Consider the following 24,961-nt stretch of genomic DNA (forward strand, 5'->3'; position numbering starts at 1 on the left):
GGAAAAAATTCACCCGCCGGGCGGCGGGTGAAGGGGATTAATTCAGAAACGCCGGCTGCTGCGCTTCGTAGCGGGAGATGTCCGCTTCGTGCTGCAGCGTCAGGCCGATGCTGTCCAGCCCGTTGATCATGCAGTGGCGGCGGAAGCTGTCTATTTCGAACGGATAGCTTTTGCCGCCGGCGTTGACCGTCTGGTTCTCCAGATCCACCACGAACTCCATGCCCTCGTTGGCGTCCACCAGCTTGAACAGCTCATCCACCTGCTGCTCGCTCAGCGTCACCGGCAACAGCTGGTTGTTGAACGAGTTGCCATAGAAGATATCGGCAAAGCTCGGCGCAATCACCACTTTGAACCCGTAGTCGGTCAGCGCCCAGGGGGCGTGTTCGCGCGAAGAGCCGCAGCCGAAGTTTTCGCGCGCCAACAGGATGCTGGCGCCTTTATAGCGCGGTTTGTTCAGCACGAACGCCGGGTTCGGCTGCTGGCCGGCGTCGTCGAGGAAGCGCCAGTCGTTGAACAGGTGCTGGCCGAAACCGGTGCGGGTCACCTTCTGTAAAAACTGCTTGGGAATAATGGCGTCGGTGTCGACGTTGGCCGCATCCAAAGGCACCACTAAGCCGGTATGTTGAGTAAATTTAGCCACGTTAGCCCCTTAGTGAATATCACGGATGTCAGCGAAGTGACCGGCGACGGCGGCCGCGGCGGCCATTGCCGGGCTGACCAGGTGGGTGCGCCCACCGCGGCCCTGGCGCCCTTCGAAGTTACGGTTACTGGTGGACGCGCAGCGCTCGCCCGGATTCAGACGGTCGTTGTTCATCGCCAGGCACATCGAGCAACCCGGCAAGCGCCATTCGAAACCGGCTTCAATAAAGATTTTGTCCAACCCTTCGGCTTCCGCCTGGGCCTTCACCGGGCCGGAGCCCGGCACCACGATGGCCTGCACGCCGTTGGCGACCTTGCGCCCCTTGGCGATCGCCGCCGCCGCGCGCAGATCTTCGATGCGCGAGTTGGTGCAGGAACCGATGAACACCTTGTCGATCGGCACTTCGGTCAATTTGATACCCGGCTTCAAATCCATGTAGGCCAGCGCTTTTTCGGCGGAGGCGCGCTCAACCGGATCGCTGAACGATTCCGGCGCCGGGATCGCCTGATTGACGGCGATCACCTGGCCAGGGTTGGTGCCCCAGGTGACCTGCGGCGCGATCTCTTCGGCGCGCAGCGTCACCACGGTATCGAACTGGGCGTCGGCGTCGGACTTCAGCGTGCGCCAGTAAGCGACCGCCTGCTCCCAGTTTTCGCCGGTCGGTGCGAACTGACGCCCCTTCAGGTAGGCGAAGGTGGTGTCGTCCGGCGCGACCAACCCGGCTTTGGCGCCCATTTCGATCGCCATGTTGCACAGGGTCATACGCCCTTCCATGCTCAATGCCTCGATCGCCTTGCCGCAGAACTCCACCACGTGGCCGGTGCCGCCTGCGCTGCCGGTTTTGCCGATCACCGCCAGCACGATGTCTTTGGCGGTAATGCCCTCGGCGGCGTCGCCGGTGACTTCAATCTTCATGGTTTTGGCCCGGCCCTGTTTCAGGGTCTGGGTCGCCAGCACGTGTTCCACTTCGGAGGTGCCGATGCCGAACGCCAATGAGCCGAAAGCGCCGTGGGTGGCGGTGTGTGAGTCGCCGCAGACGATGGTCATGCCCGGCAGCGTCATGCCTTGCTCAGGCCCGATCACGTGCACGATGCCCTGGAACGGGTGATTCAGGTCATACAGCGAAACGCCGAATTCCGCGCAGTTCTTGATCAGCTCCTGCATCTGGATGCGCGCCATTTCGCCGCTGGCGTTGATGTCTTTGGTCTGGGTCGACACGTTGTGATCCATGGTGGCGAAGGTTTTGCCGGGTTGGCGCACCTTACGGCCCATGGCGCGCAGGCCGTCGAACGCCTGCGGCGAGGTGACTTCGTGCACCAGGTGACGGTCGATATACAGCAACGGCGTTTCGTTCGGCGCTTCGTGCACCACGTGGGCGTCGTACAGCTTCTGGTATAAGGTCTTGGCCATGTTATGCCCCCTGAGCTACAAAGCGGGCGATGATATCGCCCATTTCATCGGTGCTGACGGCTTTGCCGTCACCGGCCAGATCGGCGGTGCGGTAGCCCTGTTCCAACGCCTGGTTGATGGCGCGCTCCACGGCGTCGGCCGCTTCATCGGCGCCCAGGCTGTAACGCAGCAGCAGAGTGGCGGACAGGATCTGCGCAATCGGGTTGGCGATGCCTTTGCCGGCAATATCCGGCGCGGAACCGCCCGCCGGTTCGTACAGGCCGAAGCCTTGCTCATTCAGGCTGGCGGACGGCAGCATGCCCATCGAACCGGTGATCATCGCGCACTCGTCGGACAGGATGTCACCGAACAGATTGGAGCACAGCAGCACGTCGAACTGGGACGGATCCTTGATCAACTGCATGGTGGCGTTGTCGATATACATGTGCGACAGCGACACGTCCGGGTAATCCCTGGCGACCTGATTGACCACTTCACGCCACAGGATGGAGCTTTGCAGCACGTTGGCCTTGTCGATCGACGTCACCTTGTGGCGGCGCTTGCGGGCGGATTCGAAGGCGATGCGCGCGATGCGTTCAATCTCGAAACGGTGATACACCTCGGTATCGAAGGCGCGTTCCTGCATGCCCTGGCCTTCGCGGCCTTTCGGCTGGCCGAAGTAGATGCCGCCGGTCAATTCGCGCACGCACAGAATGTCGAAGCCGCGGGCGGCGATGTCGGCGCGCAGCGGGCAGAACGCCTCCAACCCTTGATACAGGCGCGCCGGGCGCAGGTTGCTGAACAGTTTGAAGTGCTTGCGCAGCGGCAACAGCGCGCCGCGTTCCGGCTGCTCGGCCGGCGGCAGATGTTCCCATTTCGGGCCGCCCACCGATCCGAACAGGATGGCGTCGGCCTGCTCGCAGCCGGCGACGGTCGCCGCCGGCAGCGGGCTGCCGTGGCGATCGATGGCGATGCCGCCGACGTCGTACTCGGCGGTGGTGATGCGAATGTCAAAGCGTTGACGCACTGCGTCCAACACTTTGCGCGCCTGAGCCATTACTTCCGGGCCGATGCCGTCTCCGGGCAAGACGGCAATGTGATAAGTCTTCGTCATGTTCACACCGTTTCCTGATTATTTTGATGTTTGTTTTGCTGCAGGCGCTGCTTTTCTTTTTCTACCTGCTGTGAGCGCCAAATATTGTTCAACACGTGCACCATCGCCTTGGCGGAGGATTCGACGATGTCGGTCGCCAGACCCACGCCATGGAAGCGGCGGCCGTTGTAAGAGACCACGATATCCACCTGGCCCAGCGCGTCGCGGCCATGGCCCTTGGCGGTCAATTGGTACTTCACCAGCTCGATCGGGTAGTCGGTGATGCGATTGATCGCCTGATAAACCGCATCGACCGGGCCGTTGCCGGTGGCGGCTTCGGCTTTCTCTTCGCCGCCGCAGATCAGTTTCACCGAGGCGGTGGCCATGATGCTGCTGCCGGATTGCACGCTGAAGTAACCCAGGCTGAAGTGCTCCGGCTCTTCCTGCTGTTTGTTGATGAAGGCCAGCGCCTCCAGATCGTAGTCGAACACCTGGCCCTTTTTGTCGGCCAGTTTCAGGAAGGCGGCGTACAGGGTATCCAGGTTGTAGTCCTGCTCCTGGTAGCCCATCTCTTCCATGCGGTGTTTCACCGCCGCGCGGCCGGAGCGGGAGGTCAGGTTTAACTGCACGTCTTTCAGGCCGATCGACTGCGGGGTCATGATTTCGTAGTTTTCGCGGTTCTTCAGCACGCCGTCCTGGTGAATGCCGGAGGAGTGGGCGAAGGCGTTGGAGCCGACGATCGCCTTGTTGGCCGGGATCGGCATGTTGCACAGCTGGCTGACGATCTGGCTGGTGCGGAAGATTTCCTGGTGGTTGATGTTGGTGTGCACGTTCATGATGTCCTGGCGCACTTTAATCGCCATGATCACTTCCTCCAGCGAACAGTTGCCGGCGCGTTCACCAATGCCGTTCAGGGTGCCTTCCACCTGGCGGGCTCCGGCTTGCACTGCGGCGATGGAGTTGCCGACCGCCATGCCCAAATCGTCGTGGCAGTGCACGGAGATGATGGCTTTGTCGATGTTCGGCACGCGGTCATACAGGGTAGTGATGATGCCGCCGAACTGGTTCGGGGTGGTGTAGCCGACGGTGTCCGGGATATTGATGGTGGTAGCGCCGGCGTTGATGGCGGCTTCGACCACGCGACACAGATTGTCGATCGGCGTGCGGCCGGCGTCTTCACAGGAGAACTCCACGTCGTCGGTGTAGTTGCGGGCGCGTTTTACCGATCGTACCGCCATCTCCAGCACTTCGTCGAACGAGCGCTTCAGCTTCGATTCGATGTGCAGGGTTGAGGTGGCCAGGAATACGTGGATGCGGAACGCTTCGGCGACGCGCAGCGCTTCGGCGGCCACGTCGATGTCTTTGTCCACGCAGCGGGCCAGGCCACAGACGCGGCTGTTCTTGATCTGGCGCGCGATGGTTTGCACCGACTCGAAGTCGCCCGGCGAAGAGACCGGGAAGCCGACTTCCATCACGTCAACGCCCATTCTTTCCAGCGCCAGCGCAATCTGAATCTTCTCTTTTACGCTCAGGCTGGCCTGCAGCGCCTGCTCGCCATCACGCAGCGTGGTATCGAAAATAATGACTTGTTGGCTCATCGGTGCATTCCTTATCGTGTTGATTTCACGCTAAGCGGGCAAAAAAAAACCCGCGCAGTAGCGCGGGTTTCTTATGGGTGATCGGCTGAGTCAGCTCCGAACGTCGTCCACAGGCATACCGCGCAAACAAGATGCGTTGAGTAGTAGGCCTAGTAGACGGTGAGTACGGTTCATAAGGGTTCAGCTTCTCTTAAATTGGGTGTCTGCCTAATTTGATACGTGATTGGCCTGGCGATGTCAACACCTGATTGAATGCGGGGACAATGCATCATCCCATTAGCTAAACAGAGGATCATTCGGCAAAAAAACGACGCCTTAGAGAAAAAAATGGGGCCAGTTTGCGTGCTGCTTAGCATAAACGAATCGAATATATACTGCGCTAATTGCTTCTGGATTTCGTTGCGTTAAGATTTGTGATGAAAAAAGCAAGAGGGATTAATCACGGGGAGCAATAAAATAACATTTTCAATACAAATGGTTTAAATTTAACTCATATGAATAATTGATTGTTTTAGTCATAATATAACAAAATAATGCGTTTTTACACAAAGTGAGCGGTGTTTTTAGATGGTTTGATTGCTTATGATGTGTTTTTATAGTTTGTCTCATACAGTGCGGCGACGTTGTTCAATTGTATTAATCATTGTTGATACCTAATTATTAGTACTACCCAGGTGGCATTCTTCTCGCTGACGGGGGAAGCTGCTGACATGTATTCCATATACGACTTATATCGTGTCGATAACACGAGGTTTTTTATCGATTGATGACGGTAATGGCAGGATTTGTCGTGCAAAGATAAGACAATGCGGCGTTTCATTGTTTGTCGAGCATAAGGATTAGATTATTTACACAGGATTTAGTGGAGTGAAATATGGCTGAATATGATTCAGAAATCGCCATGGTCAAAGAACCGGCGGACATCCATTTGCGCAGCGTCGATCTTAATTTACTGACGGTGTTTGACGCCGTGATGCAAATGCAAAATATTACGCGAGCCGCTAATTCGTTAGGGATGTCGCAGCCGGCGGTGAGCAACGCGGTAGCGCGCCTGAAGGTGATGTTCAACGACGAACTGTTCGTGCGCTGCGGCCGCGGGATCCAGCCCACCATGCGGGCCAGGCAGCTGTTCGGGCCGGTGCGGCAAGCGCTGCAGCTGGTGCAGAATGAGTTGCCGGGATCTGAGTTTGAGCCGCTGACCAGCACGCGAGCGTTCTCCCTGTCGCTGTGCAGCCCGCTCGATTTGCGTCTGGGCGCCGGGATAATCAATCACGTCAAACAGATAGCGCCGCAGCTTAACCTGCAAATAAAGTCATACATTAACAATAATATTGAACGTCAATTACGTTATCAGGACGTGGAGTTTGTCATCGGCTACAGCCGTTTCGAGTCGGCGGAGTTTCGCAGCCTGGCGATGTTCGACGACGAATTAGTGCTGGCGGTTGCGCAGGCGCACCCGAGAATAGGCGAGGAGGTGACGCCGGAACACATGCTGGCCGAGCAGCATGCTGCAGTTTCCCTGGAAAGTTTTGGATCGTTCAGTAAACCTTTTTATTTAGACGAACCGATGCTGCGCGCCGTGACGCAGCAGTGCACGGATCTTTACAGCGTGTTGAATATGGTGTCGCAAACGGAAATGGTAGCGATTGCGCCCGCCTGGTTGGTGCGACAGCAGACGGAGGCGTTGAAAATAAAGGCGGTTCCTTTATGTGGCAACGATAATAAAGCCACCTGCTACCTCTCCTGGCATGAATCCTCAGAGCGGGATAAAGGCCACCAGTGGATGAAATCTGTCCTGATTGAGGCGGGTAACCCAAAGTAAAGCGATAAAAATGGGAACTATATAAAGATAATATTCAACTGAGCGTTTTTTTCTCATGATAAAAACTAAGAACTATCTGCGTTTTTATTAAGATATTTCTTGGTTTTGCGGCGATAGAATAACTTATTCTCAGGATAAATTTGTTCATTTAGCGAAAACAATTAATATAAATTAATATTCTGATTTTTACTTTCCAGCTGGAATTTTAAACTAACTCGATGTGGCGGCCCGAACGGGCCGCGTTTTATGGCCGCCATCAAACCTTTTCCTTCCCGTTTTGTCCAACCCATGAAAGCGCGAAAGCCGGCCTGAGTTTTGGCTCACACTTCTACGCTGAAATTGCTTTTCCCCCTGCCTGAGAGTAGGTAGACTGCGCGGAAAAAAGTAAACACGTGTAAGCTGAGATGAGGGCCGCAAGGCATCGTTCAGGCTTAACTGTATGATTCATTTCAGGCTTAGAGCACTATGATCACTAATCTGCTGCAATACCATTTGATCCATCGTATACAGCATCAAATCACCCACCGAGCCGATCGCACAGCATTTCGCCAATGGTCGCCCAACGGCGAGTTTCAACTGACCTGGGGAGCGGCGGCTGCCCGCATTGATCGCATTGCCGCCGGGCTGCTGGCGCTGGGCGCCGAAGTGCAAGAACGTATCGGTATCTTCGCCAATAACACGATGGCCTGGTCGTTGACCGATCTCGCGATCCTGCACCTGCGTGGCGTCAGCGTACCGCTCTATTCCACCAATACGCCGGCGCAGGCGGCCTTCGTCATCAACGACGCTGACATTCGCATCCTGTTCGTCGGCGAGCAGGCGCAGCTGGATGCCGCCATCGCACTGCGTGGCGTCTGCCCACAGCTGAGTCATATCATCGTGTTCGACGAGGGCACCGATCTGCGCGGCTGCGAGATCGCACAACACCTGGGCGCCTTCGAGCGCGCTGCCGATCCGGCGGCTTTTGTCGCTCAACGTCGGCAGCGCATTGAAGAGTGCGACCTGCAGGATCTCTTTACCCTGATCTATACCTCGGGCACCACCGGCGAACCGAAAGGGGTAATGCTGGACTACCGCAACCTGGCGGCGCAGCTCTACCTGCATGATGAGAGACTGACGGTCGGCGAAGAGGATGTGTCGCTCAGTTTCCTGCCGCTGTCGCACGTGTTCGAGCGTGCCTGGAGCTTCTTTGTCATGCATTCCGGCGCGCAGAATGTTTTCCTGCCGAACACCGACTGGGTACGGGAAGCGATGGGGCAGGTGCGGCCGACGTTAATGTGCGCGGTACCGCGTTTCTACGAGAAGATTTTCAGCGCGGTGCATGAAAAAGTGGCGCGTGCCCCTTGGTTGCGCCGTGCGCTGTTCCACTGGGCGATCGTCTGCGGGGAGCGCAAGTTCCTGCAAGAGCGGGCCGGCAAACCGTTGGGCAAACTGTTCGAACTCTCTCACCGCTGGGCCGACAAGCTGGTATTGAGCAAGCTGCGCGGCATTCTCGGTGGCCGGGTGCGTTTCTTGCCGGCAGCGGGTGCCAAGCTGGATGACAATGTGATCCTGTTTTTCCAGGCGATGGGCGTCAACATCAAGTACGGCTACGGCATGACCGAAACCTGTGCGACCGTGTCCTGCTGGGAAGAGGGGCATTTCCGCTTCGGCTCTATCGGTAAACCGCTGCCGGAGGTCGAGGTGCGCATCGGTGAAGAAAATGAAATTCAGGTGCGCGGGCCGATCGTGATGCGCGGCTATTTCAACAAACCGTTGGAAACCGCCGCGACCTTTACCGCCGATGGCTGGCTGAAAACCGGCGACGCCGGGGCGATCGATGAAGAGGGCAATCTGTTCATCACCGAGCGCCTGAAAGATTTGATGAAAACCTCCGGCGGCAAATACATAGCGCCGCAGATGCTGGAAGGCACGCTGGCGCAGGACCGCTTTATCGAGCAGGTGGCAATCATCGCCGATGCGCGCAAGTTCGTTTCCGCGCTGATCGTGCCGTGCTTTGAGTCGCTGGAAGAGTACGCGAAGTCAGTCAACCTGAAATACCAGGATCGCCTGGAGCTGCTGCGCAACGGTGAGATCCTCGCGATGTTCGAAAAGCGTCTGCGCGAGATGCAAAAGGAGCTGGCGCGTTTCGAGCAGGTGAAGAAGTTCACGCTGCTGCCGGCGGCTTTTTCCATGGAGTTGGGGGAGTTGACGCCCACGCTGAAGCTGCGCCGCAAAGTGATCCTGCAGCGCTATCAGCGCGAAATCGACTCGATGTACCAGGAACAGGCCTGACGCCGCCGCCGGGCCATGTGCCCGGCGAAAAAAGCGGCATATCCATCACCTGATTTAGTTCTGTAATTTCCCTCCTGTTCGAAACAATGCCTAGCCCGACAACCCTGAGGCTAGCGCATTGTTTTTATAAAGCTGCGATCTCCAGCCGCTTGGCAATAACCCCGCCACCGTTAAGCCATTTTGCCGTTTGCCTGCCCCAAATTCTGACGTTATGTTAATTCGATAGCGACAACCCATAAAAACTTTGGGGCATTGCCCCGCAGCAGGCGCTACGTTCCGGCGCCAGAGAAGAATAAGCAAGCCTGGAGGCAAACCCATGGAGATGTTGTCAGGAGCCGAGATGGTCGTCCGATCGTTGATCGATCAGGGCGTTAAACATGTATTCGGCTACCCCGGCGGGGCGGTGCTCGATATCTACGACGCCCTGCATACGGTCGGAGGGATCGATCATATTCTGGTGCGCCACGAGCAAGGTGCGGTGCACATGGCCGACGGCTACGCGCGCGCCACCGGCGAAGTGGGCGTGGTGCTGGTGACCTCCGGCCCCGGCGCCACCAACGCCATTACCGGCATCGCCACCGCCTATATGGACTCGATCCCGATGGTCGTCCTGTCGGGGCAGGTGCCCAGCTCACTGATCGGCTACGACGCCTTCCAGGAGTGCGATATGGTGGGGATTTCTCGGCCGGTGGTGAAACACAGCTTCCTGGTGAAACGTACCGAAGACATCCCGGCGGTGTTGAAGAAGGCCTTTTACCTGGCTTCCAGCGGCCGCCCCGGCCCGGTGGTGATCGATCTGCCGAAAGACATCGTCGGCCCGGCGGTGCGGATGCCTTATGCCTATCCGCAGGACGTGAGCATGCGTTCCTACAACCCGACGGTGCAGGGCCATCGCGGGCAGATCAAACGCGCGTTGCAAACCATCCTGGCGGCCAAAAAGCCGGTGATGTACGTCGGCGGCGGCGCGATCAACGCCGGTTGCGAAGCCGAACTGTTGGCGTTGGCGGAGCAGTTGAACCTGCCGGTGACCAGCAGCCTGATGGGGTTGGGGGCCTTCCCCGGCACTCATCGCCAGAGCGTTGGCATGCTCGGCATGCACGGCACCTATGAAGCCAATAAAACCATGCACCATGCCGACGTGATCTTCGCCGTCGGCGTGCGTTTCGACGATCGTACGACCAACAATCTGGCCAAATACTGCCCGGATGCCACCGTGCTGCACATCGATATCGATCCGACCTCGATCTCCAAAACGGTGGACGCCGATATCCCGATCGTCGGCGATGCCAAACAGGTGCTGGTGCAGATGCTGGAGCTGCTGGCGCAGGACGAGAAAGCGCAGGATCACGATGCGCTGCGCGATTGGTGGCAGTCTATCGAGCAGTGGCGCGCCCGCGACTGCCTGGGCTACGACAAAAACAGCGGCACCATCAAGCCGCAGGCGGTGATTGAAACCCTGCATCGCCTGACCAAAGGCGACGCCTATGTGACCTCGGACGTCGGCCAGCACCAAATGTTCGCCGCGCTCTATTATCCGTTCGACAAACCACGCCGTTGGATCAACTCCGGCGGCCTCGGCACCATGGGCTTCGGCCTGCCGGCGGCATTGGGCGTCAAGCTGGCGCTGCCGGAGGAAACCGTGGTGTGCGTGACCGGCGACGGCAGCATTCAGATGAATATTCAGGAGCTGTCCACCGCGCTGCAATATAACCTGCCGGTGGTGGTGGTGAACCTCAACAACCGCTATCTGGGCATGGTCAAGCAGTGGCAGGACATGATTTATTCCGGCCGTCATTCGCAGTCTTACATGGATTCACTGCCGGACTTCGTCAAGCTGGCCGAGGCTTACGGCCATGTCGGCATCGCCATCCGCACGCCGGATGAGCTGGAAAGCAAGCTGGCGCAGGCGCTGGCGGAAAAAGAGCGGCTGGTGTTCGTCGACGTGACCGTCGATGAAACCGAACATGTCTACCCGATGCAGATCCGCGGCGGAAGCATGGACGAAATGTGGCTTAGCAAAACGGAGAGGACCTGATCATGCGCCGTATTTTATCTGTCTTGCTGGAAAACGAATCCGGCGCCCTGTCGCGCGTGGTGGGCTTGTTCTCCCAGCGCGGTTACAACATCGAGAGCCTGACGGTGGCGCCGACCGACGATCCGACGCTGTCGCGCATGACTATCCAGACCGTCGGCGATGAGAAAGTGCTGGAGCAGATTGAGAAGCAGTTGCACAAGCTGGTGGACGTGCTGCGCGTCAGCGAACTGGTGCAGGGCGCCCACGTCGAGCGCGAGATCATGCTGGTGAAGCTGCAGGCCAGCGGCTACGGCCGTGAAGAGGTGAAGCGCTGCGCCGACATTTTCCGCGGCCAGATCGTTGATGTGACGGCGACGCTGTATACGGTGCAGCTGGCCGGCACCAGCGACAAGCTCGACGCCTTCCTGAGCGCGGTGCGTGAAGTGGCGGAGATCGTGGAAGTGGCGCGTTCCGGCGTGGTCGGCGTGTCGCGCGGCGACAAAATCATGCGCTGAGCGCGATCTGGCGGCGAATAATCGGGGCGCGGCGTGGCTGCGCCCTTTGTTTTTCGGTATTTTTTGCCCGATTGCTGGCACCTTTCGGCAAAAGCGGTTGCTAGGCAGTGTTTTCTGCTGTTAGATCGCAGAGGCTGGATTGAATAACCGTACGGGATGTCATGGTTAATCCGAGCACAGCCTTCACTTCTATTTTCAGCGTCATTAAGGGGTTAATGTGAAACTGGATGAAATCGCGCGTCTCGCGGGCGTTTCGCGCACGACGGCCAGTTATGTCATCAACGGCAAGGCGAAGCAGTATCGTGTCAGCGATAAAACCGTCGAGAAAGTGATGGCCGTGGTCAGGGAGCATAACTATCACCCGAATGCCGTCGCGGCGGGGCTGCGCGCCGGGCGCACCCGTTCTATCGGCCTGGTGATCCCGGATCTGGAAAATACCAGCTATACCCGCATCGCCAACTACCTGGAGCGCCAGGCGCGCCAGCGGGGTTACCAATTGCTGATCGCCTGTTCCGAAGATCAGCCGGACAACGAAATGCGCTGCATTGAGCACCTGCTGCAGCGTCAGGTGGATGCCATTATCGTCTCCACCGCCTTGCCGCCGGAACATCCTTTCTATCAACGCTGGGCCAACGATCCGCTGCCGATCATCGCGCTGGACCGTGCGCTGGATCGCGAGCATTTCATCAGCGTTGTGGGCGCCGATCAGGAAGATGCCTTTGCGCTGGCGCAGGAGCTGCGCACCTTCCCGGCTGAATCGGTGCTGTATCTGGGCGCCTTGCCGGAGCTTTCGGTGAGCTTCCTGCGTGAGCAGGGCTTCCGTCAGGCCTGGCAAGAGGATCCCCGCCACGTCGATTACCTGTACGCCAACAGCTATGAACGCGAAGCCGCCGGCGCGCTGTTTGCCGAATGGCTGAAAACGCACCCGATGCCGCAGGCGCTGTTTACCACGTCGTTCTCTTTATTGCAGGGCGTGATGGACGTGACGCTGAAGCAACGCGGCCGCTTGCCGACCGATCTGGCGATCGCCACCTTCGGCGATCATGAACTGTTGGATTTCCTGGAGTGCCCGGTATTGGCGGTAGCGCAGCGCCATCGCGACGTGGCCGAGCGCGTGCTGGAACTGGTGCTGGCCAGCCTGGACGAACCGCGTAAACCCAAGCCGGGGCTGACGCGCATTCGCCGCAATCTGTTCCGCCGCGGCAGCCTGAGCCGCAAGTAGTTTGCCTGACAGGGGCCCGCGTTGGCGGGCTCCTGCTTTAGACGTAGTCCGCCACCCGGAACAGCCGCCGGCAGTATTCCAGGAAATAGCCATACACCACGCCCATCGCCATGGATACCAGCGCATTGCTGGTTACCGCCGCCAGCATTTGTTGGCCGTCGGCGCCTACGCTCCATAGAATGGCGGCATAAACCGGCGACTGGAAGCTGACGTAGGCCAGCAGATCGGCGAGGTTGCGCAGCAGGAACTGGCCGCGCGGGCAGCGGCGCGCCGTGCGGATAAACAGATCGCGATAGCGGCCGTAAGGCCAGGCGATCAGGATGTTGACCGGGATCGACAACAGGCGTGAAGAGAGGGATTGCTGGAAGCTCATGCCTGAGATCAACACTTCTATCGCCATGCCGGCGATAAAGCAATACACCACCAGTGCGAACGTATCGGCAGCGGCGCTACGCCAGTGAGTAGCGGGCGAAAGCATGTGTCACCCCTTATGGTTAAAACTCTGTTAAATCATTCGTTGTTGGATGTTAAGGCTGGTTTTTTGCCTTTTTTATAGTGTACTCATCTGGATTATGTTTTTTAACTAGGTTTATATTTTTATTTTTAACATTTGTTCGCTTTTTGTCCCGCAGAACAGGGGCGTAGGATGGAGCGGAGAGATTAAAATCGGCGTTTTTAAATAAATCGATTAAAAACATAAGGTTGCGATTTTTCGTTTTTGAAGGGGATTTTTTCCGGCAAAAATTGTGGAAATAAAGGTGTAAGAAAATGAAACCATAATTGTAAACAGGTATTTTGGGAATAATCTTACCAAGTTGATTTGAATCGAAATTACTTCTGCTCGTAATATCCGAGCCATTTATTTTTATCGCGGCCTCATCACGGCGGTGCAAATTGAAGTAAAATAGCGCCCGGTTTTACGGTGAATAACGATTGAGCGTTATTAACTCAAGGAGTTATGGCCTTATTCCGCGATCGGTTCGCCTGGCGCCGAGCCTTGGCGGGCGCGGCTCGCCAGCGGTTACCGCCCTGAGATTGCCGAGCTGAAAAATGAGACATGGCTTGCAGAAGGAAGTAATGAGTTAATTAATCGCCAGTTCGTCAGGTTTTTAATCAGATTCTTTCCGCTTAGAAAATTCTCTCCGTTTATCATGGTGTTAATTTTTAATCGTCGAATAATCAGAGTTTCTTTCGCGAGTCAGCTCCCAAAATGACCAGAGAAATATTGCCAAAGCGCTGGCGCTCTGGCTTGACAAGGTTTTCATACCCTCCGTAAACTCCATTGTGTGGGAATTTGTGGGGTAAAGTGGTGAAAACGGTCACTAAGGGGTAGCTCAGGAATGTTCCGTGGAGCGACGATGGTCAACCTCGACAGCAAAGGGCGGCTCGCCGTACCTACCCGATATCGGGAATTGCTCAACGAGGAATCGCAAGGCCAAATGGTCTGTACCATTGACCTCCATCAGCCCTGTCTGCTGCTTTATCCTTTGCCCGAATGGGAAATTATTGAACAAAAATTATCACGTCTGTCGAGCATGAATCCCGCCGAGCGCCGCGTTCAGCGCCTGCTGTTGGGGCATGCCAGTGAGTGTCAGATGGATAGTGCCGGTCGTTTGCTGTTAGCCAGTACGCTGCGGCAACACGCCGGGCTCACGAAAGAAGTGATGCTGGTCGGTCAGTTCAACAAGTTTGAACTGTGGGATGAACAGACCTGGTATCAACAAGTCAAGGATGATATTGACGCTGAACAGTCGGCTCAGGAACCGTTGTCTGAGCGGCTACAGGACTTGTCGCTATAAGCATGTTGGAAAACTATAAACACACCACCGTCCTGCTGGACGAAGCCGTCAACGGCCTCAACATCCGCAGTAACGGCATATATATCGACGGTACTTTTGGTCGCGGTGGCCATTCTCGTCTGATTCTGTCCCAGCTGGGGCCGGAAGGGCGTTTGCTGGCGATTGACCGTGACCCTCAGGCGATTGCAGCCGCCAAATCTATTGAAGATCCTCGTTTTACCATCGTACACGGCCCATTTTCCGAGTTGTCGCACTATGTGCGGGAGCGCGAGCTGGTGGGCAAGATCGACGGCGTTCTGCTCGATCTGGGCGTTTCCTCGCCGCAGCTTGACGACGCGGAGCGCGGGTTCTCCTTTATGCGCGATGGCCCGCTGGACATGCGCATGGATCCGTCCACCGGCCTGTCCGCCGCGGAATGGCTGATGAAGGCCGAAGCGGACGACATCGCCTGGGTGCTGAAAACCTTTGGCGAGGAGCGTTTCGCCAAGCGCATCGCGCGCGCCATCGTGGAAAGAAACCGCGTGGAGCCGATGACGCGCACCAAAGAGCTGGCGGATCTGATCGCCGATGCCAGTCCGTTCCGGGAAAAGCACAAGCACCCGGCGACGCGCAGCTTCCAGGCGATCCGCATCTATATCAACAGCGAGCTGGAAGAGATCGAGCGTGCGCTCGACGGCGCGCTGGAAGTGCTGGCCCCGCAGGGCCGTTTGTCGATCATCAGCTTCCACTCGCTGGAAGACCGCATCGTCAAACGTTTTATGCGTCACCACAGCCGCGGCGCCCAGGTGCCGGCCGGCATTCCGTTGACCGAAGAGCAGCTGCGCGGCATGGGCGGCCGGACGCTGAAAGCGCTGGGCAAAATGATGCCGTCGGAAGCGGAAGTGGCGGACAACCCGCGTGCGCGCAGCTCGGTGCTGCGTATTGCTGAGAGGATGCCCGCGTGATTGGCAACGAACGTCACGGCCTGGTCGGGGTGATTGGCGGCGATCTGCTGCGCAACGCCAAGATCCCCCTGATTTTACTGATTGCGTCACTGGTCTCCGCGATTTTCGTGGTGACTACCGCGCACCGCACCCGCCTGCTGACCGCCGAGCGTGAACAGCTGGTTCTGGAGCGCGATGCGCTGGATATCGAGTGGCGCAACCTGATTTTAGAAGAGAACGCCCTCGGCGATCACAGCCGGGTTGAACGTATCGCGACAGAAAAACTGCAGATGCAACACGTTGATCCATCGCAGGAAAATATCATCGTTAAACAATGAATGGTTTAACCGGAATAATGACACGGAGTAGAAAGGAAACGCATGAAAGCAGCGCGCCCCGGTAAGTTGAGACGCCAGGAAGATCAGGCCAGCTTTGTCAGCTGGCGTTTTGCGTTGCTGTGCGGCTGCATTTTGCTGGCGATGGTTGGCCTGATGTTGCGCGTCGCGTACCTGCAGGTCATCAACCCCGATCGTCTGGTGAAAGAAGGCGACATGCGTTCGCTGCGCGTGCAGGAAGTGCCGACCGCGCGCGGCATGATCAGCGATCGCGCCGGCCGTCCGTTGGCGGTCAGCGTGCCGGTGAATGCGGTGTGGGCCGATCCGAAAGAGCTGAACGAGCGCGGCGGCATCACGCTGGACAGCCGTTGGAAAGCGCTTTCCGATGCGCTGAACATCCCGCTGGACCAACTCTCCAACCGCATCAACGCCAACCCGAAAGGGCGCTTCGTTTATCTGGCGCGCCAGGTTAACCCGGCGATCGGCGACTACATCCACAAACTCAAGCTGCCGGGGATCTACCTGCGGCAGGAGTCGCGCCGTTACTATCCGGCAGGGCAGGTGACGTCGCACATCATCGGCGTGACCAACATCGACGGGCAAGGCATCGAAGGCGTCGAGAAGAGCTTCGACCGCTGGCTGACCGGGCAACCGGGCGAGAGAACGGTGCGTAAGGATCGTTTCGGCCGGGTGATCGAAGACATCTCCTCCGTCGACAGCCAGGCGGCGCACAACCTGGTGCTGAGCGTCGATGAGCGCCTGCAGGCGCTGGTGTATCGCGAGCTGAACAATGCGGTGGCGTTCAACAAGGCCGAATCGGGCACTGCGGTGCTGATCGATGTGAACACCGGCGAAGTGCTGGCGATGGCCAACAGCCCGTCTTACAACCCGAACAACATGGCCGGTACGCCGAAAGAAACCATGCGTAACCGCGCCATCACCGATATTTTTGAACCCGGTTCAACCGTGAAGCCAATGGTGGTGATGACCGCGCTGCAAAACGGCGTGGTGAGAGAAAACAGCGTGCTGAACACCATCCCGTATCGCATTCAGGGCCACGAGATCAAAGACGTGGCGCGGTACTCGGAGCTGTCATTGACCGGGATCTTGCAGAAGTCGAGTAACGTCGGTGTTTCAAAGCTGGCGTTAGCGATGCCGTCCTCAGCGTTAGTAGATACTTACTCTCGTTTTGGGCTGGGAAAAGCGACCAATTTGGGGCTGGTCGGAGAAAGCAGTGGCATATACCCAAAAAAACAACGGTGGTCTGACATAGAGAGGGCCACCTTCTCTTTCGGCTACGGGCTGATGGTAACTCCGTTACAGTTGGCGCGAGTCTATGCAACGATCGGCAGCCTGGGCGTGTATCGCCCATTGTCGATCACCAAGGTTGACCCTCCGGTCGCCGGCGAGCGCGTTTTCCCTGAACCTCTGGTGCGCACCGTGGTGCACATGATGGAAAGCGTGGCCTTGCCGGGCGGCGGCGGCGTAAAAGCCGCCATCAAGGGATACCGTATCGCCATCAAAACCGGTACTGCGAAAAAAGTGGGCCCGGACGGCAAATACGTCAACCGATACATCGCTTATACCGCCGGCGTCGCGCCGGCAAGTAACCCCCGTTTTGCCCTGGTGGTCGTCATCAACGACCCGCAGGGTGGGAAATACTATGGTGGCGCAATCTCCGCGCCGGTGTTCGGCGCCATCATGGGCGGCGTATTGCGCACCATGAACGTCGAGCCTGACGCGTTGCCCACCGGTGACAAAAGCGAATTAGTGATTAACAAGAAAGAGGGTTCAGGTGGCAGATCGTAATTTGCGCGACTTACTCGCCCCGTGGGTGCCGACGGCACCCGGGCGCGCGCTGCGGGAAATGACATTAGACAGCCGTGTGGCGGCTGCCGGGGATCTGTTTGTCGCCGTGGTCGGCCATCAAACGGATGGGCGCCGCTATATTCCGCAGGCCATCGCGCAGGGCGTCGCCGCTGTGATCGCCGAGGCTGACGGTCAGGCCGAAGACGGCGCCATCGTTGAGATGCACGGCGTGCCGGTGATCTACCTGAGCCAACTGAACCAGCGCCTTTCCGCGCTGGCCGGGCGTTTTTACCATCAGCCGGGCGAGCGCTTGCGCCTGGTCGGCGTGACCGGCACCAACGGCAAAACCACCACCACGCAGCTGCTGGCGCAGTGGAGCCAACTGCTGGGCGAAACCAGCGCGGTGATGGGCACCGTCGGCAACGGCCTGCTGGGCCAGGTGTGTCCGACCGAGAATACCACCGGTTCTGCGGTGGATGTTCAACACGTATTAAACGAGTTGGCGGAACAGGGCGCGACCTTCGCCGCCATGGAAGTTTCTTCCCACGGTTTGGTGCAACACCGGGTAGCGGCGCTGCCGTTCGCTGCGGCGGTCTTCACCAACCTGAGTCGCGATCACCTGGATTACCACGGTGATATGGCCAATTACGAAGCGGCCAAATGGTCGCTGTTCGCCGCCCACAACGTGGGGCAGGCGATCATCAACGCCGACGATGAAGTCGGTCAGCGCTGGCTCGGCAAATTGCCGGATGCGGTAGCGGTGACGATGCAGGACAACCTGCAGCCGGGCTGCCACGGCCGCTGGCTGAAAACCACGGCGGTCGACTATCACGACAACGGCGCGACTGTTCGTTTCAGCTCCAGCTGGGGCGACGGCGAGATCGAAAGCCGCCTGATGGGCGCGTTCAACGTCAGCAACCTGCTGTTGGCATTGGCGACGCTGCTGTCGTTGGGCTACCCGCTGGAGGCGCTGGTGGAAACCGGCAGCCGTCTGCAGCCGGTCTGCGGCCGCATGGAAGTGTTTAACGCGCCGGGCAAACCGACGGTAGTGGTGGATTACGCCCACACGCCGGATGCGCTGGAGAAAGCGCTGGAAGCCGCGCGTCTGCACTGCCAGGGGCAGCTGTGGTGTGTGTTCGGCTGCGGCGGCGATCGCGACAAGGGCAAGCGTCCGCTGATGGGCGGCATCGCCGAGCAGTTCGCCGATCGCGTGGTGATCACCGATGACAACCCGCGCACCGAAGAGCCGCGCGCGATTATCAACGACATCCTGACCGGATTGCTGGACGCCGGGCAGGCGCTGGTGATCCACGGCCGCGCCGAAGCGGTGACCAGCGCCATCATGCAGGCGCAGGAGCAGGATGTGGTGCTGGTGGCGGGCAAAGGCCACGAAGATTATCAGCTGGTGGGCAACCGCCGCCTGGATTACTCCGACCGCACGACGGTCGCCCGACTGCTGGGGGTGCTGGCATGATCCCTGTCTCTCTTCAGACACTGGCTGAGGTATTGAGCGCTGAACTGGTGGGCGCCGATTGCCAAATTGTCGAGGTGACGACAGACACCCGCAAGGTGACCGCCGGTTGCCTGTTTGTGGCGCTGAAAGGCGAGCGTTTCGACGCGCACGACTTCGCGGCGGATGCCGTAGCCGCAGGCGCCGGGGCGCTGCTGGTCAGTAAGCGCTTATCAGTGGACGCGCCGCAGCTGGTGGTGCAAGACACCCGTCTGGCGCTGGGCCAGCTTGGCGCCTGGGTGCGTCAACAGGTGCCGGCGCGCGTGGTAGCGCTGACCGGTTCCTCGGGCAAGACATCGGTGAAAGAAATGACCGCCGCCATTCTGCGTGAATGCGGCGAAGTGCTGTATACCGCCGGCAACTTCAATAACGACATCGGCGTGCCGCTGACGCTGTTGCGTCTGGAGCCGCAGCATGATTTTGCCGTGATAGAGCTGGGCGCTAACCACATTGGCGAAATTGCTTACACCACCGCATTGACGCGTCCGCAGACCGCTTTGGTGAACAACCTGGCGGCCGCGCACCTGGAAGGCTTCGGCTCGCTGGCCGGCGTCGCCCAGGCGAAAGGTGAAATCTTTACCGGCCTGCCGGCCGACGGCGTGGCGATCATCAACGCCGATAACAACGACTGGCCGCACTGGCAGAGCATGCTGGGCGGCAAAACCGTCTGGCGCTTCTCGCCACAGGCCGCCGAAGGCGTGGACTTCTTCGCGGACGACGTGCGGGTGAACGGCGCAGGCACGCAGTTTACGCTGCACAGCCCGTTCGGCAGCGCCGAGATCGCACTGCCGCTGCCGGGACGCCACAACGTGGCCAACGCGCTGGCGGCCACGGCGCTGGCGATGTCGGTAGGCGCCACCCTGGAAGCGGTGCGTCAGGGGTTAAAACAATTGCAGGCGGTGCCGGGACGTTTGTTCCCGGTGGCGCTGGCCGAAAGCAAGCTGCTGCTGGACGACAGCTACAACGCCAACGTCGGGTCGATGACCGCGGCGGCGCAGGTGCTGGCGGAGATGCCGGGCTACCGCGTGATGGTGGTCGGCGATATGGCCGAGCTGGGCGCAGAAGCGGAAGAGTGCCACCGTCAGGTGGGCGAAGCCGCCCGTCTGGCCGGGGTCGACAAAGTGATCAGCGTCGGCGGGTTGAGCCGCGTGCTGAGCGAAGCCTCCGGCAACGGCGAACATTATCAGGACAAGACAGCAGTGATCGCGCGCGTGGCGGAATTACTGTCGGAACATGCGGTCATCACCGTGTTAATCAAAGGTTCACGTAGTGCCGCAATGGAGCAGGTAGTACGCGCGTTACAGGAGAAAGCACCATGTTAGTTTGGCTGGCCGAGCATTTGGTCAAATATTACTCAGGCTTCAACGTCTTTTCTTATCTGACGTTCCGAGCCATTGTCAGCCTGCTGACCGCGCTGTTCCTGTCGCTGTGGATGGGCCCGCGGGTGATCAAGCGCCTGCAAGAAATGTCCTTCGGTCAGGTGGTGCGCAACGACGGCCCCGAGTCGCACTTCAGCAAGCGCGGCACGCCGACCATGGGCGGCATCATGATCCTGACCTCCATCACCATTTCGGTGCTGATGTGGGCTTACCCGTCCAACCCGTATGTCTGGTGCGTGCTGTTTGTGCTGGTGGGTTACGGCATCGTCGGTTTCGTCGACGACTACCGCAAGGTGGTGCGTAAGGACACCAAAGGACTGATCGCCCGCTGGAAGTATTTCTGGCAGTCGGTGATTGCGCTGATTGTCGCATTCGCCATGTACGCCGTAGGAAAAGACACGCCAGCCACCGAGCTGGTTGTGCCGTTCTTTAAGGACGTGATGCCGCAGCTGGGTCTGCTGTACATCCTGCTGGCCTATTTCGTCATCGTCGGCACCAGCAACGCGGTCAATCTGACCGACGGCCTGGACGGCCTGGCGATTATGCCGACGGTATTCGTGGCGGCCGGTTTCGCGCTGGTGGCCTGGGCGACCGGTAACATGAACTTCGCCAACTACCTGCATATTCCGTATCTGCGTCATGCCGGTGAGTTGGTGATCGTCTGCACCGCCATCGTCGGCGCCGGCCTCGGGTTCCTGTGGTTCAATACCTACCCGGCTCAGGTGTTTATGGGCGACGTCGGTTCGCTGGCGCTGGGCGGCGCGCTGGGCACCATCGCGGTGCTGCTGCGCCAGGAGTTCTTGTTGGTGATCATGGGCGGCGTGTTCGTAGTAGAGACGCTGTCGGTGATCCTGCAGGTGGGATCGTTCAAGCTGCGCGGACAACGCATTTTCCGCATGGCGCCGATTCACCACCACTATGAATTGAAAGGCTGGCCGGAACCGCGCGTGATCGTGCGCTTCTGGATCATTTCGCTGATGCTGGTGCTGATTGGCCTGGCAACGCTGAAGGTGCGTTAATCATGGCAGACTATCAGGGTAGAAAAGTCGTCATCATCGGGTTGGGCCTCACCGGCCTGTCCTGTGTCGATTTCTTCATGGCGCGCGGCGTAACGCCGCGCGTGATGGATACCCGTATCGCGCCGCCAGGGTTGGACAAACTGCCTGAAAGCGTGGAGCGCCATCTGGGCGATTTGAACCAGGACTGGCTGCTGGCGGCGGATCTGATCGTCGCCAGCCCGGGCGTCGCGTTGGCGACCCCGGCATTGAGCGCCGCAGCGGACGCTGGCGTGGAAATCGTCGGCGACGTCGAACTGTTCTGCCGCGAGGCGCAGGCGCCGATCGTGGCGATCACCGGCTCCAACGGCAAAAGCACCGTCACCACCCTGGTGGGCGAAATGGCGAAAGCCGCCGGTTGGGCGGTAGGCGTGGGCGGCAATATCGGCCTGCCGGCGCTGAGCCTGTTGCGTCAGGAATGTCAGCTGTACGTGCTGGAGCTGTCCAGCTTCCAGCTTGAAACGACGCATAGCCTGCGGGCGGCGGCGGCGACCATCCTGAACGTGACCGAAGATCATATGGATCGTTATCCATTTGGCCTGCAGCAGTATCGCGGCGCCAAGCTGCGCGTGTATGAAAACGCCGCGGTGTGCGTGGTGAACGCGGACGATGCGCTGACCATGCCGGTGCGCGGCGCCGACGAGCGCTGCGTGAGCTTCGGCGCGGACGTGGGCGACTATCACCTGAACCGTCAGCAGGGGGAAACCTGGCTGCGGGTGCGCGGTGAGAAGGTGCTGAATACGCGCGAGATGAAGCTGACCGGCCGCCACAATTACACCAACGCCCTGGCGGCGCTGGCGTTGGCGGATGCGGTCAATATCCCGCGTGCCTCCAGCCTGAAGGCGCTGACCACCTTTACCGGCCTGGCGCACCGTTTCCAGCTGGCCTGGGAGAACAACGGCGTGCGTTGGATCAACGATTCCAAAGCCACCAACGTCGGCAGCACCGAAGCGGCGTTGAACGGCCTGCAGGTGGACGGCACGCTGCATCTGCTGCTGGGCGGCGACGGCAAATCCGCCGATTTCTCACCGCTGGCGCGCTATCTGCAGGGTGACAACGTGCGTCTGTATTGCTTTGGCCGCGACGGCGCCCAGCTGGCGCAGCTGCGGCCGGAAGTGGCGACGCTGACCGAGACCATGGAGCAGGCGATGCGCACCATCGCCGGCCGCGTACAGCCCGGCGATATGGTGTTGTTGTCGCCGGCCTGCGCCAGTCTCGATCAGTTCCGTAATTTTGAAGTGCGCGGCGATGAGTTCGCCCGCCTGGCGCAGGAGCTTGGCGGATGAAACTACGCTTGCCGAACTTCGGGCTGACAGAACGGATGAAAGACTGGGTGACCGGCGCGCGCGATAACGACGCGGTCAACATGGTGCTGTACGATCGCACTCTGCTGTGGCTGACCTTCGGGTTGGCGATCATCGGCTTCGTGATGGTGACTTCGGCGTCGATGCCGATCGGCCAACGCCTGGCGGACGATCCGTTCCTGTTCGCCAAGCGTGATGCGTTGTACCTCGGCCTGGCGTTCGGCCTGTCGCTGGTGACGCTGCGCATCCCGATGGAAGTTTGGCAGCGCTACAGCAACGTGATGCTGCTGATGTCGATCGTGATGCTGCTGATCGTCCTGGTGGTGGGGAGCTCGGTAAACGGGGCCTCGCGCTGGATCGCGCTCGGCCCGCTGCGTATTCAGCCGGCGGAGCTGTCCAAGCTGTCGCTGTTCTGCTATCTGGCGAGCTATCTGGTGCGCAAGGTGGAAGAGGTGCGCAGCAACTTCTGGGGCTTCTGTAAACCGATGGGCGTCATGGTGGTGCTGGCGGTGCTGCTGCTGGCGCAACCGGATCTCGGCACCGTGGTGGTGCTGTTCATCACCACGCTGGCGATGCTGTTCCTGGCCGGCGCGAAAATGTGGCAGTTCCTGGCGATCATCGGCTCCGGCGTGTTCGCCGTGGTGCTGCTGATTATCGCGGAACCCTACCGTATGCGCCGCGTGACCTCGTTCTGGAACCCGTGGGCCGACCCGTTCGGCAGCGGCTACCAGCTGACCCAGTCGCTGATGGCATTCGGCCGCGGTGAGTTCTGGGGGCAGGGGCTCGGCAACTCGGTGCAGAAACTGGAGTATTTGCCGGAAGCGCACACCGACTTCATCTTCTCCATTTTGGGTGAAGAACTGGGCTATATCGGTGTGGTTTTAGCCCTGTTAATGGTATTCTTCGTCGCTTTTCGCGCGATGTCCATCGGGCGCCGCGCGCTGGAGATCGACCAACGCTTCTCCGGCTTCCTGGCCTGCGCGATCGGCGTGTGGTTCAGCTTCCAGGCGCTGGTTAACGTCGGCGCCGCCGCAGGCATGCTGCCGACCAAAGGTCTGACGCTGCCGCTGATCAGTTACGGCGGCTCGAGCCTGCTGATTATGTCGACGGCGATCGTGCTGTTGCTGCGAATTGATTATGAAACGCGCCTGACCAAGGCTCAGGCGTTTGTGAAGAGGTAAGGAATGAGCGGGAAACCTAAGCGTTTAATGGTGATGGCAGGCGGTACCGGTGGGCACGTGTTCCCGGGGCTGGCGGTCGCGCATCATCTGATGGCGCAGGGCTGGCAGGTGCGCTGGCTCGGAACCGCAGACCGAATGGAAGCCGATCTGGTGCCGAAGCACGGGATCGAGATTGATTTTATCCGCATCTCCGGCCTGCGCGGCAAGGGCCTGAAGGCCCAGTTGACGGCGCCGCTGCGGATCTGGCAGGCGGTGCGTCAGGCGAAAGCCATTATGCGCAGTTATCAGCCGGATGTGGTGCTGGGGATGGGCGGTTACGTTTCCGGCCCCGGCGGCCTGGCGGCCTGGCAGTGCGGCATTCCGGTGGTGCTGCACGAGCAGAACGGCATCGCCGGTTTGACCAACCGCTGGCTGGCGCGCATCGCCGCCAAAGTGATGCAGGCCTTCCCCGGCGCGTTCCCGAACGCCGAGGTGGTGGGCAACCCGGTGCGCACCGACGTGTTGGCGCTGCCACTGCCGGCGGAGCGGTTGCAAGGGCGCGAAGGCCCGATCCGTGTGTTGGTGATTGGCGGAAGTCAGGGCGCGCGCGTGCTGAATCAGACAGTTCCTGAAGTCGCGGCGCGTTTGGGCGATAGAATTACGCTCTGGCATCAGGTTGGCAAGGGCGCGCTGGAAACGGTGCTGCGCGACTACGAAAGGGTAGGGCAGACGCAGCACAAGGTGACCGAGTTCATCGATGACATGGCCGCCGCCTATGCCTGGGCCGACGTGGTGGTCTGCCGCTCCGGCGCGTTGACCGTCAGCGAAATCGCGGCGGCGGGGCTGCCGGCGATCTTCGTGCCGTTCATGCATAAGGATCGTCAGCAGTACTGGAATGCGCGTCCACTGGAAGAAGCCGGCGCGGCGAAAATTATCGAACAGCCGCAGTTTAACGCCGATGTGGTGGCCGAACTGCTGGCGAGCTGGGATCGCAAGACGCTGCTGGCCATGGCCGAGAAAGCGCGCGCGGTCGCCATTCCGGACGCCACCGAGCGCGTGGCGGCGGAGCTGGTGCGGCTCGCCAAGTAACGAGTGCAGGGGTTCGGTGCGCCGAACCTGA

The 24,961-nt window shown here is 59.4% G+C and carries 20 protein-coding genes; 15 read left to right on the forward strand and 5 right to left on the reverse strand.

From position 1 onward, the window contains the following. Window positions 1-37: 37 nt before the first annotated feature. Genes leuD through leuA form a run of 4 tightly spaced genes read right to left on the reverse strand, consistent with a single transcriptional unit; the run spans window position 38 to window position 4,720 of the window. Window positions 38-640, reverse strand: a complete 603-nt coding sequence (gene leuD / locus WFM45_RS20080) for a 3-isopropylmalate dehydratase small subunit (RefSeq protein WP_049242028.1) — start codon at window positions 638-640, stop codon at window positions 38-40. Between the two features lie 9 nt (window positions 641-649). Further along, complete coding sequence (gene leuC / locus WFM45_RS20085) at window positions 650-2,050, reverse strand: 3-isopropylmalate dehydratase large subunit (protein WP_048326158.1); 1,401 nt, start codon at window positions 2,048-2,050, stop codon at window positions 650-652. Window position 2,051: 1 nt separating this feature from the next. Beyond that, entirely contained in the window at window positions 2,052-3,143 is a 1,092-nt protein-coding gene (gene leuB, locus WFM45_RS20090; RefSeq protein WP_004932823.1) for a 3-isopropylmalate dehydrogenase, read from the reverse strand. A gap of 2 nt (window positions 3,144-3,145) precedes the next feature. Beyond that, a complete protein-coding gene (gene leuA, locus WFM45_RS20095) occupies window positions 3,146-4,720 on the reverse strand; it encodes a 2-isopropylmalate synthase (RefSeq protein ID WP_004932820.1) in 1,575 nt (524 codons plus the stop codon). 874 nt (window positions 4,721-5,594) lie between these two features. Here leuA and leuO point away from each other — a divergent pair. From leuO to cra, 5 genes are all read left to right on the forward strand, one after another. Continuing rightward, window positions 5,595-6,542 (forward strand): transcriptional regulator LeuO, encoded by a 948-nt coding sequence (gene leuO, locus WFM45_RS20100; protein WP_004932811.1) that lies wholly within the window; start codon window positions 5,595-5,597, stop codon window positions 6,540-6,542. Window positions 6,543-7,007: 465 nt separating this feature from the next. Beyond that, window positions 7,008-8,816, forward strand: a complete 1,809-nt coding sequence (locus WFM45_RS20105) for an AMP-dependent synthetase/ligase (protein ID WP_033631781.1) — start codon at window positions 7,008-7,010, stop codon at window positions 8,814-8,816. Between the two features lie 316 nt (window positions 8,817-9,132). Then, window positions 9,133-10,851, forward strand: a complete 1,719-nt coding sequence (ilvI, locus tag WFM45_RS20110; protein ID WP_028127857.1) for an acetolactate synthase 3 large subunit — start codon at window positions 9,133-9,135, stop codon at window positions 10,849-10,851. A 2-nt stretch (window positions 10,852-10,853) separates the two neighbouring features. After that, window positions 10,854-11,345, forward strand: a complete 492-nt coding sequence (gene ilvN, locus WFM45_RS20115; protein WP_004932806.1) for an acetolactate synthase small subunit — start codon at window positions 10,854-10,856, stop codon at window positions 11,343-11,345. A 217-nt stretch (window positions 11,346-11,562) separates the two neighbouring features. Continuing rightward, entirely contained in the window at window positions 11,563-12,567 is a 1,005-nt protein-coding gene (cra, locus tag WFM45_RS20120; RefSeq protein ID WP_004932801.1) for a catabolite repressor/activator, read from the forward strand. Window positions 12,568-12,604: 37 nt separating this feature from the next. On the opposite strand, the gene WFM45_RS20125 is transcribed toward cra, so the two are convergent. Then, window positions 12,605-13,045: an L-alanine exporter AlaE gene (locus WFM45_RS20125; RefSeq protein ID WP_004932798.1), complete on the reverse strand. Its 441-nt coding sequence runs from the start codon at window positions 13,043-13,045 to the stop codon at window positions 12,605-12,607. An 862-nt stretch (window positions 13,046-13,907) separates the two neighbouring features. Here WFM45_RS20125 and mraZ point away from each other — a divergent pair. The 10 genes from mraZ to murG are packed head-to-tail and all read left to right on the forward strand — an operon-like array spanning window position 13,908 to window position 24,930. Beyond that, complete coding sequence (mraZ, locus tag WFM45_RS20130; protein ID WP_031300396.1) at window positions 13,908-14,366, forward strand: division/cell wall cluster transcriptional repressor MraZ; 459 nt, start codon at window positions 13,908-13,910, stop codon at window positions 14,364-14,366. A 2-nt stretch (window positions 14,367-14,368) separates the two neighbouring features. Then, window positions 14,369-15,310, forward strand: coding sequence for a 16S rRNA (cytosine(1402)-N(4))-methyltransferase RsmH (rsmH, locus tag WFM45_RS20135; RefSeq protein WP_004932794.1), 942 nt, complete (start codon window positions 14,369-14,371; stop codon window positions 15,308-15,310). Then, a complete protein-coding gene (ftsL, locus tag WFM45_RS20140; protein ID WP_015376645.1) occupies window positions 15,307-15,627 on the forward strand; it encodes a cell division protein FtsL in 321 nt (106 codons plus the stop codon). Before rsmH ends, ftsL begins: the two co-directional genes overlap by 4 nt. A gap of 42 nt (window positions 15,628-15,669) precedes the next feature. Then, complete coding sequence (locus tag WFM45_RS20145) at window positions 15,670-17,433, forward strand: peptidoglycan glycosyltransferase FtsI (protein ID WP_004932790.1); 1,764 nt, start codon at window positions 15,670-15,672, stop codon at window positions 17,431-17,433. After that, window positions 17,420-18,907 carry a UDP-N-acetylmuramoyl-L-alanyl-D-glutamate--2,6-diaminopimelate ligase gene (murE, locus tag WFM45_RS20150; protein WP_015376646.1) on the forward strand — a complete coding sequence of 496 codons (1,488 nt, stop codon included), beginning with the start codon at window positions 17,420-17,422 and terminating at the stop codon, window positions 18,905-18,907. The genes WFM45_RS20145 and murE overlap by 14 nt, the downstream gene beginning before the upstream one ends. Continuing rightward, complete coding sequence (gene murF / locus WFM45_RS20155; protein WP_049277355.1) at window positions 18,904-20,265, forward strand: UDP-N-acetylmuramoyl-tripeptide--D-alanyl-D-alanine ligase; 1,362 nt, start codon at window positions 18,904-18,906, stop codon at window positions 20,263-20,265. The genes murE and murF overlap by 4 nt, the downstream gene beginning before the upstream one ends. Continuing rightward, window positions 20,259-21,341, forward strand: a complete 1,083-nt coding sequence (gene mraY, locus WFM45_RS20160; RefSeq protein ID WP_004932782.1) for a phospho-N-acetylmuramoyl-pentapeptide-transferase — start codon at window positions 20,259-20,261, stop codon at window positions 21,339-21,341. Before murF ends, mraY begins: the two co-directional genes overlap by 7 nt. Window positions 21,342-21,343: 2 nt before the next feature. Beyond that, window positions 21,344-22,663 carry a UDP-N-acetylmuramoyl-L-alanine--D-glutamate ligase gene (gene murD, locus WFM45_RS20165; protein ID WP_033651671.1) on the forward strand — a complete coding sequence of 440 codons (1,320 nt, stop codon included), beginning with the start codon at window positions 21,344-21,346 and terminating at the stop codon, window positions 22,661-22,663. After that, window positions 22,660-23,862 (forward strand): cell division protein FtsW, encoded by a 1,203-nt coding sequence (gene ftsW, locus WFM45_RS20170; RefSeq protein ID WP_004932776.1) that lies wholly within the window; start codon window positions 22,660-22,662, stop codon window positions 23,860-23,862. Before murD ends, ftsW begins: the two co-directional genes overlap by 4 nt. 3 nt (window positions 23,863-23,865) lie before the next feature. Continuing rightward, window positions 23,866-24,930, forward strand: coding sequence for an undecaprenyldiphospho-muramoylpentapeptide beta-N-acetylglucosaminyltransferase (murG, locus tag WFM45_RS20175; RefSeq protein ID WP_004932773.1), 1,065 nt, complete (start codon window positions 23,866-23,868; stop codon window positions 24,928-24,930). The last annotated feature ends 31 nt before the right edge of the window (window positions 24,931-24,961 follow it).

Source organism: Serratia sp. KG1D, assembly GCF_037150675.1.
In the GTDB taxonomy this organism is placed as follows: domain Bacteria; phylum Pseudomonadota; class Gammaproteobacteria; order Enterobacterales; family Enterobacteriaceae; genus Serratia; species Serratia nematodiphila.

Coding starts and splice junctions, on each gene's coding strand:
- leuC (WP_048326158.1), bottom strand. CDS start 2,050: ATGGCCAAGACCTTATACCAGAAGCTGTACGACGCCCACGTGGTGCAC.
- leuB (WP_004932823.1), bottom strand. CDS start 3,143: ATGACGAAGACTTATCACATTGCCGTCTTGCCCGGAGACGGCATCGGC.
- leuA (WP_004932820.1), bottom strand. CDS start 4,720: ATGAGCCAACAAGTCATTATTTTCGATACCACGCTGCGTGATGGCGAG.
- leuO (WP_004932811.1), top strand. CDS start 5,595: ATGGCTGAATATGATTCAGAAATCGCCATGGTCAAAGAACCGGCGGAC.
- WFM45_RS20105 (WP_033631781.1), top strand. CDS start 7,008: ATGATCACTAATCTGCTGCAATACCATTTGATCCATCGTATACAGCAT.
- ilvI (WP_028127857.1), top strand. CDS start 9,133: ATGGAGATGTTGTCAGGAGCCGAGATGGTCGTCCGATCGTTGATCGAT.
- ilvN (WP_004932806.1), top strand. CDS start 10,854: ATGCGCCGTATTTTATCTGTCTTGCTGGAAAACGAATCCGGCGCCCTG.
- WFM45_RS20125 (WP_004932798.1), bottom strand. CDS start 13,045: ATGCTTTCGCCCGCTACTCACTGGCGTAGCGCCGCTGCCGATACGTTC.
- mraZ (WP_031300396.1), top strand. CDS start 13,908: ATGTTCCGTGGAGCGACGATGGTCAACCTCGACAGCAAAGGGCGGCTC.
- rsmH (WP_004932794.1), top strand. CDS start 14,369: ATGTTGGAAAACTATAAACACACCACCGTCCTGCTGGACGAAGCCGTC.
- WFM45_RS20145 (WP_004932790.1), top strand. CDS start 15,670: ATGAAAGCAGCGCGCCCCGGTAAGTTGAGACGCCAGGAAGATCAGGCC.
- murF (WP_049277355.1), top strand. CDS start 18,904: ATGATCCCTGTCTCTCTTCAGACACTGGCTGAGGTATTGAGCGCTGAA.
- mraY (WP_004932782.1), top strand. CDS start 20,259: ATGTTAGTTTGGCTGGCCGAGCATTTGGTCAAATATTACTCAGGCTTC.
- murD (WP_033651671.1), top strand. CDS start 21,344: ATGGCAGACTATCAGGGTAGAAAAGTCGTCATCATCGGGTTGGGCCTC.
- ftsW (WP_004932776.1), top strand. CDS start 22,660: ATGAAACTACGCTTGCCGAACTTCGGGCTGACAGAACGGATGAAAGAC.
- murG (WP_004932773.1), top strand. CDS start 23,866: ATGAGCGGGAAACCTAAGCGTTTAATGGTGATGGCAGGCGGTACCGGT.